Genomic DNA, 14,798 nt, shown 5'->3' on the forward strand with positions numbered 1-14,798 from the left:
CTCATTGAAATGAGAAGCAAAAGGCTGAGACAAGAAATTGTCCCAGCCTTTTCTTCGGCATTTCAAGTCAACTACTCGTGATTATTCGATTGATGTCCACTTGTAGTCGTATTGTGCGCCCGCTGCGTGAGCAACAACACCTTTGACTTTTGTTGCACGTAAGTGTGCTTCCGCTTTTTGATAAACTGGAATGACACCTTGTTCATTCATAATGATTTTTTCTGCATTGACTAGGTCTTCCCAACGTTTGTCAGGGTCATTGGCATTGGTTGTACCCGCTGCTTCAACGGCTGCATCGTATTCTTCGTTGCTCCATTGTCCACGGTTGTATGAGTTGCCTGTCGTAAACAAGTCAGTAAAGCTGCTTGCATCGGCATAGTCAGCACCCCAACCGCCCATTACTGTATCAAAATCACCAGCGTTTGAACGATCCAAACGAACAGAGAATGGTACTGGACTTAACGTGACTTTCACACCGTCCAATGTTTTTTCGATCGTATCTTGCAAGTACTCAATGATTTTCTTCGTTGAGTCTGTATCAGAAGCTAAGATATCAAATTCTAATGAATCGATCCCTAATTCTTCTTTGGCTTTTTCCCAATGTTCTTTGGCTTGTTCTTCATTGTATTCAATGACGCTGCCAGCTGCTTCCGTGAAGTCTGTATGATCACCAGGGCTGAAGGTCATGCCTTCTGGTACCAACCCAGTTGAAGCAATCGAACCATCCCCTAAGATCGATGTCACTAAGGCATCACGGTCGATCGCATAAGAGATCGCTTTACGTAAGTTTTCGTTACGGAAAGGTGAATCTTCATCACGTTGGTTCAATTCTAGGTAAGAAGTCGTTGCTTCTGGTTGAGAAACGAAGGCTTCATCGTTAGCCATTTGTTGCGCTAATTCACCTGTTAAGATGACATCATCTGCTTGTCCATCTTGGAAAAGGTTCAAGGCAGTTGAGGATTCTTTCACGACGCTTACGTTGATCGTTTGTAATTTAACAGTATCTTTGTCCCAATATTGGTCGTTCTTTTCATAAGCCCATTCCGTATCCGTTCCTGGTCCATCAAACCCAGTCAAGACAAACGGTCCATTATAGACAGCATTGTCGCTAGTTGACGCATATTGATCGCCATTTTCTTCTACCACTTTTTGATTTTGTGGGAAGAAGGATGGGAATGCTAATAAGTAATCAAAGTAAGGTGTTGCTTTTGCTAGGGTGATTTCTAATTCATAATCCCCCACTGCTTTGATGCCTAGCTCTGATGGATCCGTATCGCCTGCTGTGATGGCATCTGCGTTCTTAACTGGTGAAAATAGATACGCGTATTCTGATGCTGTTTCAGGTTTGACTGTCCGTTGCCAACCATAGACGTAATCTGCTGCTGTAACAGGGTCACCATTTGACCATTTCGCATCTTCACGTAATTTGATCTTGTAAGTCAGTCCATCCTCGCTGACTTCAGCTGCTTCAGCTGCACCAGCAGGTTGTGGTGTACTGTCAGCATCCAAACGATACAGTCCTTCATATACATTGTTCAATGCACTGAAGCTGATCGTATCGGTTGCTAATGAGAGATCCGCACTTGGCATTTCTTGTGAAACCACTACGTTAAACACTTGTTCTGCACTGCTGTCGCCGCTTGCTGCTGTGTCATTGCTTGAACTATTTGTTCCGCCCGTTGTACAACCGGCTAACGCCACGCCACACACAGCCACTAAACCATAGGCCCATTTATTCTTCATCCTGTCCTACCCCTTAATTGAATTAATTTTCAGAATAATCATGCGATTTCTGAAGTTAGATAAGATTTTAATTAATAATTATTAAAAAAGCAATCCTTTTTTCGATAAAAAACACCTCTGGCAGAAAGTTTTCTTGGTATTTACTTACCTTACTCTCATCAAACATTCGTTAAATGCTATTTTTCCTTTCTTTATTTATAAGAAATAAAGCAAAAAAAATAATAAAAAAACATGGTTAAATGTAACTTACATTCATTTTCTGTCTTTCTTTTTCATTTGATCCGTCAAAATGAGAAATGTCTGATAGAAGGGTAAACATACAGAAATCGCCAATGATTTTTATCAAAATAGTCCAAAAAAAGACCTGATCGCATGCTTGCTAATCAGGTCTTCTCGCCTTAAAGACATTTGTTTCATCCCCGAAAGGATGTCCTCTTTAATGATTAATGGATCGCGCCGCCAATTGCTTTTAGATCTTCTTTGTCGGCATAATCAATGATGGCTTCCACCGCTGCAGTCAATCCTTTGGCGATGTCTTCGATGCTCATTGCAGGCTGTCCTGCTTTATCGACGACTTGCTGAGGAATAAACGGCACGTGGATAAAACCACCCTTCATTTCAGGGTATTTTGTATCGATCATGTATTGTACTTGATACATGATGTGGTTGCAGACGAAGGTTCCAGCAGTATTAGAAACGGCTGCAGGTATTCCTGCTTTTTTCATGTTTTCTACCATTGCTTTGATCGGCAATTGTGTGAAGTAAGCAGGCTTCCCTTCTGTTTGGATCGCTTCATCGACGGGTTGATTGCCTTCGTTATCAGGAATCCGGGCATCATCCACATTGATCGCCACTCGTTCTGGTGAGATGGCAAACCGTCCACCCGCTTGGCCAATGTTTAAAACGACATCTGGGTGGATCTCTTCAATTTTCTCTTCGACGATCGCTGCTGATTTCCCAAATACAGTGGGGATCTCTGCTTTCACGATCTGTGCACCATGAATTGTATCTGGCAGTAATTTCACTGCTTCTAAGGCAGGATTGATTGCTTCTCCGCCAAATGGATCAAATCCAGTAATTAATAGTTTCATTTCCATCATCCTTCCCTCTTTGTTTTACCACTAAAATGCCCAAAAGTACATTAAAGCGATGTGGATCACTAACAACAAGAATGCAATTGGGGCTTGTGCTTTAATGACGCCATTGGGGTCTTTCATCTCTAACAAGGCCACTGGCAATGCGTTGAAATTGGCTGCCATCGGAGTCAGCAATGTGCCACAAAAACCAGCGGTCATTGCCAACGCACCAGCAACGACTGGGTCGCCGCCTTGCGCCATCACAAAAGGTACACCGATGCCTGCAGTAATAACGGTAAATGCCGCAAAACCATTTCCCATGATCATAGTAAAGATCATCATTCCTAAACAGTAAGCAACGACACCGATAAAACGATTGCCTTCTGGCACGACACCAGAGATTCCTTGAGAAATCACATCACCGACACCAGCAGCGTTAAAAATGACACCTAGTGCTGCTAATAACTGCGGCAAGATACCGGCAGTTCCGACTTGACGAAGCATCCGGTCGGAATCGTCCAGCACTGTTTTCGGTTTAGCGGAAGTCAACACGACTGCCAACAAGAGCGCTAAGATCGATGCGATCCCGATTCCAACTTGGCCTCCTAATGGTGTATAAGAAATCACCACAGCGATCAATGCTAAGCTGATACATGGCACGAAGATCGTACTACCGATCCGTTTAGCCGATGCTTCTGCTTTTTCATCATCCACGTCCACGATTTTACCAATCTGCACTTGTTTGAAGAAAGTCAAACAGCCCATCAAAACGATCAAAATCCCGTCCACAAGATACGGCAAGAAATTCCCGAAAGCAAAGACGATCCCTAGCAGTAACCAAAAAGCAGAGGTGCCTAATCGGGTGGGATGATCCGCTTCACGAAAAACCCGTACAGCCGTCATGATCGACAGCAATCCGATCAAGATATAAAAGAATTCCAGTAATCCGTTAACGATTCCTTCCATCTATTTGTCCTCCTTCTTGCCATATTTTTTTGCTAATTTACGATCAAAGAGCAGGTTCGACAACGTAGCAATGACTAAGACGATCAATGCGATCGGCAATGAGGCTTGCGCGATCGAACTAGCTGCCACATCGTAGCCAAGAGATTGCAATGTTCCTACGATCAATAGCACACCAGAAGCAGCCACAAAGGTATTTTGGGCAAAGAAATTCCCGAAGTTTTCGTTAGCGGCAGCCCGAGCTTTGATTTTTTCCTGATCTTTTTCATCCAGTTCCCCAAATTTGTTTTCCCCAGCAGCTTGCGCCATCGGGTTAACGATCGGGCGGATAAATTGTGTATGTCCTTGGATCCGAATAGAGAAAAAGCCAGCAAGTTCTCGAATAAACAAGTACAAGCTCAAGAACTTCCCTGGTGTTAAGCCTTTGATCTTTTCAATCAATATGACTGCCTGCTGCTTCAAGCCAAAACGTTCTGACAATCCGACCATCGGTAGTGTCAGTAAGAACAGCGTAACGAGTCGATTATTGACAAACGCTTCTCCTAACATTGTTAAAAAATCAACAACAGAAATCCCCGACACAAGCGCGGTGACAAAACCAGCAACGATTACGACAGCAATAGTATCTAGCTTCAGCAAAAAGCCGACTAAAATAACTAGAATACCAATTAATTTAATCCATTCCATCAAATCATCCTTTCACGATAAGTTATTTTTAATGGATACCAGCTTTTAGTATAATCTATTTTTTTCTTGTAAAACAATGTTTTTTGAATTTTCTTTCGAGGAATACGCTTTCTTTAATGTGTTTTTTAATTACTTTGATAGTAAATAAAAAAAAGAAGAACTGCGCTTGTGCAGTCCTTCTTTTGCTTTTTACGTTTAAGAAGCGGAGGCTTCTTTTTTCATTTGTTTGCTTCGCAGCTGTCCGCAAGCTGCGTCGATATCTGTCCCGTGTTCTTTACGGATCACGCAATTGATGCCGTTTTTCTTTAAAATGTCATAAAAGGCTAGCACATCGGCTTTTTTACTTCGAGCGTATTGGTCATGCTCACTCACTGGGTTATATGGGATCAAATTGACGTATGACAATTTCTTTTTATCCTTCAATAAAGCAGCCAACTGACGGGCATGTTCTGGCCGGTCATTGACATGATCCAGCATGATGTACTCAAATGTGATCCGACGATTGGTTTTTTCTAAATAATAGTCGACCGCTGCCATCAGCTTTTCAATCGGGAAACTCCGATTGATCCGCATCATGGAGGTTCTGACTTCGTTATTTGGGGCATGCAGCGAAATCGCTAGGTTCACTTGCAAGCCGTTCTCCGCAAACTCTCTAATTTTATGCGCTAAGCCGCTGGTTGACACAGTAATATGCCGCGCGCCGATCGCTAAGCCTTTCGGGTCATTGATGATCTGTAAGAAATGCATCACATTGTCATAGTTATCAAAGGGTTCGCCAATCCCCATAACCACCACGTGAGAGACTCGTTCCCCCTCATTGCGTTCATCAAAATAGTGTTGTACTAACATGATTTGAGCCACGATCTCGCCTGCCGTTAAGTCTCGTTGCTTCTTTAATAACCCACTGGCACAAAACGTACAGCCGATGTTGCAGCCGACTTGGGTCGTCACACAAACGGACATGCCATATTCTTGACGCATCAAGACCGTTTCAATCATGTGATTGTCTGGCAATTGGAATAAATACTTGACGGTTCCGTCACTGGCTTCTTGTACCACCATCTGTTTCAGGGGATTGATCACAAAGGCTGCCGACAGTTTCTCAATCAAAGGTTTCGGTAGATTGGTCATTTCTTCAAAGCTGGTTACTCGTTTTTCATAGAGCCACTCCCACACTTGGTTGGCACGGAATTTCTTTTCATTTTGTTCAGTTATCCACAAAGATAAATCTGATTTGGTAAGTCCATAAATCGATGGGTTCACTTTTTTCCCTCTTTTCAAACTAGTCGCTACATACTATAACTGAATTCTTTGTGAAAAGCAACCGTACATTGGCTGTTCTTCAAAGCATTCTAGCCCCACGCTTTTGTGGTATTCCTCTTTTTTGAAGATGCTCTTTCTTCCATTCATTGAATCTTTGGCCATAGGAAACCTCTCACAAAGACCTGCATAAAAAAAAAAGCAGTGACAGAACCTGCTCCGATGTACGAAACGGAGCGGCTCTTTCCTGCTTGTTTTCATGAGGGGGCTGTTTCCTCGTGCGCATTACTTTCATTACATGATCACATTTCAAAAGAAAGCAATCTGCCTTCTTTGGCGGTCAACATGCCCCGTTGCGGCGGCTGCAGTTGCAAATAAAGTTGTAGCGACATTTCTAGTATCAGCTCTTTGTCTCCCTGCTGAAAAACGCCGTAATAATGTGACTGTTCCCGCTTTTCTTCATATGTATGACTCACAAGATAATATCCTTGTTCCATGGTTTCGTTGCGCTTTTTTGTTTCTGAAAGAAAACGGCGAATATGTTTATACGTAAAGAAACTCAATAAAATGACAACTGCTATTAATACTACATACCCCATTGACAGATTTACACCTCGATCGTTGATGTGGCAAAAGTCGGCTCAACACCAATACTGATCATCAAGGCAGCATCGACTTCACACATCACTTTATCGTCTAAGTGACAAACCTTTTCTTTCAAACGGCTTTTGTCGATCGTGCGAATCTGTTCCATCAAAATGACGGAGTCTTTGCCAATCCCTGTGCAAGAAGCGGAAATCCCAATATGCGTTGGTAATTTCGGCTTCGCCATTTTTGCCGTGATCGCCGCAATGATCACAGTGGGACTGAAGTGATTCCCCAAGTCATTTTGAATGATCAAGACCGGACGTATCCCGCCTTGCTCCGATCCAACCACTGGTGAAAGATCGGCAAAATAAATATCTCCCCTTTTTACCATAGGACCACCCTAACTTTTATATTCTCGCGGAACCCTTGCTGAAAGGGTACACGCTACTTCATAGTGAATCGTTTCTAACTGGTCTGCAACATCCTGCATCGTAATTTGTTCCCCATGATTCTCACCGATCAAGGTGACTGGTGTACCGACAGCAAATGCCCGCGGCAAACGAATCATCAATTGATCCATACACACTCGACCGACGATCTCACAACGCTCGCCTTCTACTAAGATCGAGAAGCCTTGCATTTTTCGTAACCAGCCGTCAGCATAACCGATAGGCACGGTGCCGATCCATTCCTGACGTGGAGTGATATATGTTTCACCATAGCCAATCCCCGCTCCTTTTTCAAGTAATTTCACTTGTATCAGTTCAGAAACGAGCGAAAGCGCAGGTTTTAAGGAAAATGGTTCGCTCAGCGCATGACCTGATGGGTTCAACCCATACATTGCGATCCCAAAACGGACCATATTTCCTACTGCTTCTTTGTGCCATAAAGAGGTTGCGCTATTGCCTGTATGTATATATGTCGGCAAATAGGGCAAAACAGTTAAGACTTCTTTAAAACGTTGGTGCTGGGTTTCCCAATAGCTCGTGTCTGCTTGATCCGCTGTGGAGAAATGGGTAAAGATCCCTTCCCACTCAAAAGAGGGGTGATCTTCTAACCAAAGAACGGCTTGGCGCACTTCTTCGACAGTCAAAAAGCCGATTCTCCCCATACCAGTATCCACCTTGATATGCACTTTAAGCGGCTTATTTAGAGGGTTCTCCTCTAAATAAGCGCCTGCTTCTATCAGCCAGTCCATCGAAGCGACTGGAAATGACAAATCATAGGTCGTCAGCAAGGCAATATCACACACGTTCACGACACCTAAGATCAAAATCGGGTCAGTGATCCCTGCTTCTCTCAATTCGATCGCTTCATCGATCGTCGCAACGCAAAAACCATCTGCGCCGCCTTCTTTGGCTGCAAGAGCGGTTTGAACCGCTCCGTGTCCGTAACCATTCGCTTTGACCACCGCAAAAAGAAATGTCTCGCTTGGTAAGTGAGCAATCTCATGTTTGATGTTTTCGGTAATCGCAGTTGTATCAATTATCGCTTTCGTTGGTCTATGGTAAGCAACCACCATTTCCAGTTCCTTCTTTCTACTAATGCTTGATCAGACGAACAAATTAAGTTGGTTTTATGTAGTCGGCTGTTCGTCCATGAAGTATCAAAGTCTTCTTGACTGACAGACTACTTCAACTTGGTTTATTCACTATCTAGTACTTCTAAAATAATTTGTGCAAAAGCAGTATCATTTGTATGGGTGATACTGACAAACGTTTTTTCTAAAGGATGCGGTGCTTTAGTTATGATCGGTGCACCGAATTCATTGGTCAAGACTTCAATATCATGAAAAGAAACTTTGCCGATCCCTGTCCCCCAAGCTTTCGAGAACGCTTCTTTGCAGGCATAGCGCCCGCCAAGGAACTCTACCTGACGTTTCAGCGGCAAGCGTGCAAATAATTTTGCTTCCTTCTCTGTTAAAATACGCGTTATAAACTGAGGTTTTTTTTCAATTAATTCTTTCATTCGAGGCAGCTCGACTGCATCAATCCCGATTCCTTTGATCATTCTTTTCTCTACCTTCACCTAAGATAGGGTTTTCCAAATTGGAAATACCCCTTGTTCAGCTAGTTACCATTCTACCAAAAAAATGGCGAATTACCATTCAAATCTGACGAGTTTATACGGAGATTAAGATTTTTAATCGCTCGTATTTGTTTTTTATATAAAAAAAGACCTTGCAAGTTTCCTTACAAGGTCCACAAACTTAATTAGTCTTGGTTATTTCTGATTACGAAACCGCGTTTTTTGTCGTTGCTGCGGCGATTGTTTTTACGGGCACCATCTTTTGAATAGTTGCCGCGGGCTTTATTGCCGTTGCCGCCACGGTTCCCACCGTTTTCTTTGCGGTTACGATTGCCGTTGCTATTGTTGCTGCGACGACCATTTTTGTTGAATGATTTTTTTCCTTGAGGTAATGGGCGTTCTGGTGTAATTTTGACTGGTTCTAAATCAGCTGGATCTTTCGCCATTGTTTTTAGAAGCAGTGCTGCTAAATCTTGTGCAGAATAACGTTCCAAAAGATCGTCGGCTGCTTGCAAGTATTTATCCAAACCATTTTCATCCAATTTTGTTTCAACAGATTCGATTGCGGCACCTAATTGACCTTTAAATGCTTCTTTTTCGGTTGGTGGGCGCATTGGTGTCATCCGTTTCTTCGTTAAGTTTTCAATGACATGCAAGTAGCTCATTTCGTTTGGTGTAACGAAAGTCACTGACATTCCGCCTTTTCCGGCACGACCTGTACGTCCGATCCGGTGAACATAGCTTTCAGGATCTTGAGGGATATCGTAGTTGTAAACGTGTGTAACACCAGAAATATCTAATCCGCGAGCTGCTACGTCTGTGGCAACTAAGATATCTAATTGCCCACTCTTAAATGAACGTAAAACGCTCATCCGCTTTTGTTGAGAAAGGTCCCCATGAATGCCTTCAGCTTTGTAGCCACGGGCTTCTAAACCTCGTGCCAATTCATCAACGCGACGTTTCGTACGACCGAAAACGATCGTCAATTCTGGTGATTGCACATCCAACAAACGAGTCATGACATCGAATTTTTCGTAATCTTTTGAGCGAACATAATATTGATCAATCAAATCAGCGGTCATTTCTTTGGCTTTGATTTGAACATGTTCAGGCTCTTTCATGAATTTCACGCCGATATTTTTGATTGCTGGCGGCATTGTTGCTGAAAATAGTAACGTTTGACGAACATCTGGCACTTGGCTGATGATTTTTTCAATATCTTCCAAGAAGCCCATGTTCAACATTTCGTCTGCTTCATCTAATACAAGCGTTTCAACCGTACCTAATTTTAAGGTGTGGCGGTTGATATGGTCTAACATACGTCCTGGCGTACCAACTACGATATGGGGACGATCTTTTAATTGACGGATTTGACGGCCGATATCGGCTCCACCGTAAACTGCTTGTACACGAATTTTTTTGTCTTTACCAAGACGGTACAATTCTTCTTGGGTTTGGATCGCTAATTCACGGGTTGGGGCAATCACTAATCCTTGTAGTTGATGGTTCGTTGGGTCAATTTTTTCTAACATTGGCAAACCAAATGCGGCGGTTTTACCAGTACCGGTCTGTGCTTGACCGATCACGTCTTTGCCTGCTAAGGCTAATGGAATCGTTGCTTCTTGGATGGGTGTTGCTTCTTCAAAGCCGGCACGCTCAACAGAAGTCAATAATTCGTTGGATAATTCTAGATCTTTAAATTTCAAATGGATCCTCCTAGGCTGGTCATCTTTTCGATGCCTGTTTTTCTATCATCGAAGCGTAGGTTAGTTCTTCAGAAACACAAGAGTAGTCCCATTTACTCTTATCTTTCTCTCGGTACCGAAAAACCGCTTCACGAAGGCATTATAAAAGGCTAAAACAAGTGTTGTTTGTCTCAGCCATCATTTTATCTCAAAACGTCAATGTTTTTTACAGTAATCATTCTGTGCTTCATCTTTCGGCGTTAGATAAGTATAACACGCTTTGAAAGTTTCAGCAAGATTTCAACTCCCTTTTACATTCCTTTTAGTGCATCAACGACTTCACTCAGGCCCATGCCATTGCTGCCTTTGATCACTAGGCTATCGGAAGGTTCTAAAGTTTCCATTAAGGAGGCGATCAGCTGTGGTTTTTCATCAATCGCAAAATAGCGCACCTTATCAGCAAGGGCAGTGTTCGCTAGTCGTTTTTGCAATGCCTGCATTTCTTTGCCATAAAGGAAAACTAGCTGGAACGAGTCGTCTAAGTGTGCGGCCATCTGCTCATGCATTTGTGCAGAATCTGGTCCTAATTCAAGCATATCTGCCAATACGGCGATCCGTCGTCCTGCTAAAGGCAATTTGCGGAAGCTATCCAATACAAGACCCATGGCCGTCGGATTGGCATTGTAAATATCGCTCAAAATCGCTGCCCCATTACCAGCAGTCACCCATTGGGTCCGATTTTTCGTCAATTGAAAATGCGCCAAGCCTTCCTTGATCGCTTCATCTGCTACACCAAAATGACGTCCTATCCCAATCGCGATCAAGGCATTTTTGACATTATAGCCGCCTAAGACCGGTAAGGTAAAGGTGGTACCTGCAACCGTAAAAATCGTCTGATCTTGCGATTCCTCCACGATATCTCCTTGTAGATCTCCCTCAGTTAAGCCAAAAGTTTCAATGGTCTGCGTTAAATTGGGAACAAAGGGCTCTAACAATGGTTCATCAGCTGGCAGCATAAAGAAGCCGTCTTTTTTCAATCCTGCGGTGATCTCCATTTTCGCTTTGGCGATCCCTTCTCTAGACCCTAAGTTTTCAATGTGGGCTTCGCCAATCAACGTGATAGCGGCAGCGTCAGGTTCTGCTAAGCGCGAAAGGACTTCGATTTCTCCTGCATGATCCATTCCCATTTCTAAAATCAACACTTGGGTATCTTCTGGCGCATGCAAGATAGTCAAAGGCACGCCTAGTTCATTGTTGTGGTTGCCTTGGGTTTTATAGGTCTGGTACTTTTGGGCCATGACCGCTTCCACCATATCTTTGGTGGTCGTTTTCCCGTTACTTCCAGTAATACCGATGATTTTCGGTGCAAGCTTTTCTTTATACGCTCGTGCCAATTGTTGGAACGCTTTGACGGTATCCGTGACAGGAATCACAAGGATGTCTTGCGGCGGTTCGATCGTAGGATGGCTCCACAGTGTGGCGATCGCACCATTGTCTTTGGCTTGTTGGGCAAATTCATGGCCGTCACGGGTCCCCGCTAAGGGAACAAAAAGACTGTTTTCTTTGATCAGACAGCTGTCGAATTCCACAGAGGCAAGTGGTGTTTCATTTTCAATTTGCTGACCAAATACGGCAGCGGCTTCTTTTACAGTAAAATTCATCAGGTTCGCTCCTTTTTCCTAAAAAAAGAAAGCACAAGATCGCTTCAAGTATTTTCCTTGAGTTGAGCTGGCTTTCTTCCTGCTATTTATTCTGCTTCGTTTTCTGCTTCTTTTTCTGTTGCTTCTACATTGGTCAAGAACGAACGTCGTTGATTGAAACGATTCATCCCTAATTGGATCAATTCTTCAATCAAATCCCCATAAGGCAAGCCGGTCTTCTCCCATAGCAGTGGATACATGCTGAATTCAGTGAACCCTGGCATCGTGTTCAGCTCATTTAAAAAGAGCTCATTTTTATTGGTCAAAAAGAAATCACAACGGCTCAATCCGCTGCCGCCTAACATCGTATAGGCTTTTTTCGCAAACTCTTGAGCTTTGGCTTGTGTTTCTTCTGGAATTTGTGCAGGAATCTGCATCTCGATTCGGTTGTCAATGTATTTGGAATTGTAATCATAAAAGGCAACATCTTTTACGATTTCTCCCGGCATTGTGGTCCGAACGTCTTCGTTTCCAAGAACGGCTACTTCGATCTCACGGGCTTCGATTCCTTGTTCAACGATCGCTCGGGTATCGTAGCGATACGCTTCTTGTAGCGCATTTTGCAGTTCTTCACGGTTCTCGGCTTTCGAGATACCGACACTTGAGCCCATGTTGGCAGGTTTGACAAACATTGGATAAAGCAGACTGCCTTCACATTGATCGAAAATCTTTTTCGGATTTTCTTTCCACGCATTTTTCAAGACTGGTACATAGGGAACTTGTGGAATCCCTGCAGCTTGCAAGATATACTTGGTCATGATTTTGTCCATCCCACAGGCACTAGTCAAGACACCGGCTCCGACATAAGGCATTCCGATGGTTTCTAAAAATCCTTGGATCGTGCCGTCTTCGCCATTTGGTCCGTGAAGTAAAGGAAAGACGATCGCGTCTTCTTCGTAGATTGCCCCAGGTGAAATTTCTTCCCCTTTGGTTTCTTCATTGGTCAATGCCAAAGTATCTGGAGACGTTGGTGCCTCAGTCAATAATGGGCCTTTTAACCAGCGTCCTTCTTTGGTGATCATTACTAATTGAACTTGGTAGTAATTATAATATACAGCATTAACAACTGAAAAAGCGGATAACAGTGATACCTCATGTTCTGCACTGCGTCCCCCGTATAATAAAATGATTTTCAAAAGAATTTCCTCCTGTATTCATTGATTCTACCAAACTAAGTCTTCCACATTTTAGCACAAAATCGACCAACCGGCATTAAATCTTGCAGAAATTTCTTTAAGCTTACACAGTCGTTAGTTGAATGTTTTTCATTTTGTCAGTACTATGAATATATCACGGCACGTTTAAAGAGGTGGGACCTATGACAGAACAAACCGCTCCTTCTAGAAAAGGACGATTAAAACAAATCGTTCAAGTCTTTTTGAAATACAAAGTCGTTCAAAATATCAGCAAACAGCAGCACCCCGAAATGGTGCGTCAAGCGTTTGAAGAATTAGGACCAACATTTATCAAAATCGGGCAGATGCTTTCGGTCCGCAATGATCTGCTTTCCAGCACCTTTGTCGATGAATTCAAGCAGCTGCAGGACAATGTCAAAAGCGATCCATTTCCCAAGGTCAAAGCACTGCTGGAAACAGAACTGCAGCAACCGCTAACGGAAGTTTTTTCCGCTTTTGATGAAATTCCAGTCGCCTCAGCTTCTATCGGACAAGCTCATCGAGCAAACTTGCTCAGCGGCAAAGAAGTGATCGTCAAAGTACAGCATCCAGGGATCATTGCGGCAATTCAAGTGGATCTCGATCTTTTTGAAAAAGCCCTGCCGTTGGTTCGCGCAATTCCAGAAGCCAATGTGGTGGATTTAAAAAGCGTGCTAAGCGAAGTCCGACGATCACTTGCCAATGAAACGAATTTTTTGCAAGAGATGAAAAATGCACAGGAATTCTACCGCAACAATCACCAAGACCCGCAGTTGGCATTGCCAAAAGTTTATCCCGAATGGTGTACCCAAAAAGTATTAGTCATGGATTACATGGCAGGTGAAAGCTTGAATTGCTTACTGACCCGCAAAAATCAAGACATCGTTTATGACAATCAGTCCGTGAAAGCCGTGAAAAAACAAGTGGGGACGCTATTAGTCGAAAACTTTATGAAACAAGTCTTTGAAGATGGCTTCTTTCACGCTGATCCACATCCTGGCAATCTTTTCTTGCATGTCTTCACGGATCAAGCCAACCGCCCACAACCATTTCAAGTCAAGCAGCGCGTCGGTGTCCTCGGCGGGGTCGATTATTCGTTGAAATGGCAAGAAGAAGCTGTCATGCCGCCTTACCAAGTGATTTTCTTGGACTTTGGGATGATGGGTCATTTGGATCAGTCTTTACGCAGCCGTTTAGCCGATGCGTTGATTGCTCTTTATACCCAAGACACCCAAGAAGTCGGTAAAGCCGTCTTGCGGTTGTGCAACAGCAGCGGCAGTTCCTTTGACGAAGTCGCCTTCTACCAAGACCTGCAAAAATTTGTTGAAAACTACTATAATATGCCGCTAAAGGATATCGACTTGCAAAAAGTGATGGCGGAAGTCATCACGATCTGCCATGATAACCAACTGCAGATGCATCGAGACATCACCTTGCTGATCAAGGCTTTTGGTACCTTGGAAGGTGTGATCAAAGCCTTAGATCCCGAATTATCAATGATGGAAGTCACTCAGCCTTTTGCACAAAAATATTTCCTGCAGCAGCTGAGTATTGAAGACGAGGTGAAAAAAAGCGCCTTGGCAACCGCAAAAAGCTTGCGGGCACTTAGCCATATTCCCGATCGGACCTTGGCTGTCTTAGACACTTTTGCGACTGGTAAACACCGATTGAATCTAGAGATCCGCGAACAAAAGCAGCTATTGGACCGCTTTGATCAGATGGTCAATCGACTGGTGATCGGTATTATTCTAGCTGCGGTCATCCTTGGCTCTTCCTTATTGGTGGTCGCCAGCCCGCAACAAGGAGCCTTCGTCCATCAGATGGGAATCTTCGGATATACCTTAGCATTTTTCGCGATCGTGGCTTTAGTCAGCAAATACTTCTATGATCGTTTTCGCAAGAAATAAATAAGCA

At 43.4% G+C, this 14,798-nt stretch carries 13 protein-coding genes; 1 reads left to right on the top strand and 12 read right to left on the bottom strand.

Translation table 11 applies throughout. The features are described 5' to 3' along the window. Positions 1-81 precede the first annotated feature (81 nt). The 12 genes from IGI82_RS15425 to IGI82_RS15480 form a co-directional block, all read right to left on the bottom strand. Positions 82-1,743 carry a peptide ABC transporter substrate-binding protein gene (locus IGI82_RS15425; RefSeq protein ID WP_005227982.1) on the bottom strand — a complete coding sequence of 554 codons (1,662 nt, stop codon included), beginning with the start codon at positions 1,741-1,743 and terminating at the stop codon, positions 82-84. A gap of 443 nt (positions 1,744-2,186) precedes the next feature. Beyond that, complete coding sequence (pcp, locus tag IGI82_RS15430; protein ID WP_438842454.1) at positions 2,187-2,834, bottom strand: pyroglutamyl-peptidase I; 648 nt, start codon at positions 2,832-2,834, stop codon at positions 2,187-2,189. Positions 2,835-2,864: 30 nt separating this feature from the next. Beyond that, positions 2,865-3,785, bottom strand: coding sequence for a DUF979 domain-containing protein (locus IGI82_RS15435; protein ID WP_123834489.1), 921 nt, complete (start codon positions 3,783-3,785; stop codon positions 2,865-2,867). Further along, positions 3,786-4,469 (bottom strand): DUF969 domain-containing protein, encoded by a 684-nt coding sequence (locus IGI82_RS15440; protein WP_010749105.1) that lies wholly within the window; start codon positions 4,467-4,469, stop codon positions 3,786-3,788. A gap of 195 nt (positions 4,470-4,664) precedes the next feature. Beyond that, complete coding sequence (gene rlmN, locus IGI82_RS15445) at positions 4,665-5,732, bottom strand: 23S rRNA (adenine(2503)-C(2))-methyltransferase RlmN (protein ID WP_015510422.1); 1,068 nt, start codon at positions 5,730-5,732, stop codon at positions 4,665-4,667. A gap of 299 nt (positions 5,733-6,031) precedes the next feature. Next, on the bottom strand, positions 6,032-6,328 hold the full coding sequence (locus IGI82_RS15450; protein ID WP_271770859.1) for a hypothetical protein: 297 nt from the start codon (positions 6,326-6,328) through the stop codon (positions 6,032-6,034). Between the two features lie 8 nt (positions 6,329-6,336). Then, positions 6,337-6,708, bottom strand: a complete 372-nt coding sequence (locus IGI82_RS15455) for a type II toxin-antitoxin system PemK/MazF family toxin (RefSeq protein ID WP_005227961.1) — start codon at positions 6,706-6,708, stop codon at positions 6,337-6,339. A 9-nt stretch (positions 6,709-6,717) separates the two neighbouring features. Next, positions 6,718-7,839, bottom strand: coding sequence for an alanine racemase (gene alr / locus IGI82_RS15460; RefSeq protein WP_015510423.1), 1,122 nt, complete (start codon positions 7,837-7,839; stop codon positions 6,718-6,720). Between the two features lie 122 nt (positions 7,840-7,961). Next, positions 7,962-8,327 carry a holo-ACP synthase gene (acpS, locus tag IGI82_RS15465; protein WP_142967455.1) on the bottom strand — a complete coding sequence of 122 codons (366 nt, stop codon included), beginning with the start codon at positions 8,325-8,327 and terminating at the stop codon, positions 7,962-7,964. Positions 8,328-8,530: 203 nt separating this feature from the next. Continuing rightward, positions 8,531-10,051, bottom strand: a complete 1,521-nt coding sequence (gene cshA / locus IGI82_RS15470; protein ID WP_438842455.1) for a degradosome RNA helicase CshA — start codon at positions 10,049-10,051, stop codon at positions 8,531-8,533. A 290-nt stretch (positions 10,052-10,341) separates the two neighbouring features. Continuing rightward, on the bottom strand, positions 10,342-11,691 hold the full coding sequence (locus IGI82_RS15475; protein ID WP_438842456.1) for a UDP-N-acetylmuramoyl-tripeptide--D-alanyl-D-alanine ligase: 1,350 nt from the start codon (positions 11,689-11,691) through the stop codon (positions 10,342-10,344). An 86-nt stretch (positions 11,692-11,777) separates the two neighbouring features. Continuing rightward, the gene (locus IGI82_RS15480; RefSeq protein ID WP_015510426.1) at positions 11,778-12,866 is read right to left on the bottom strand and encodes a D-alanine--D-alanine ligase; all 1,089 of its coding nucleotides are present in this window, start codon (positions 12,864-12,866) and stop codon (positions 11,778-11,780) included. Between the two features lie 182 nt (positions 12,867-13,048). Between IGI82_RS15480 and IGI82_RS15485 the strand changes: the two genes are divergently transcribed. Continuing rightward, positions 13,049-14,791: an ABC1 kinase family protein gene (locus tag IGI82_RS15485; RefSeq protein ID WP_438842457.1), complete on the top strand. Its 1,743-nt coding sequence runs from the start codon at positions 13,049-13,051 to the stop codon at positions 14,789-14,791. The last annotated feature ends 7 nt before the right edge of the window (positions 14,792-14,798 follow it).

Source organism: Enterococcus sp. AZ067 (assembly GCF_051715005.1).
Taxonomy (GTDB): Bacteria; Bacillota; Bacilli; order Lactobacillales; family Enterococcaceae; genus Enterococcus_D; species Enterococcus_D casseliflavus.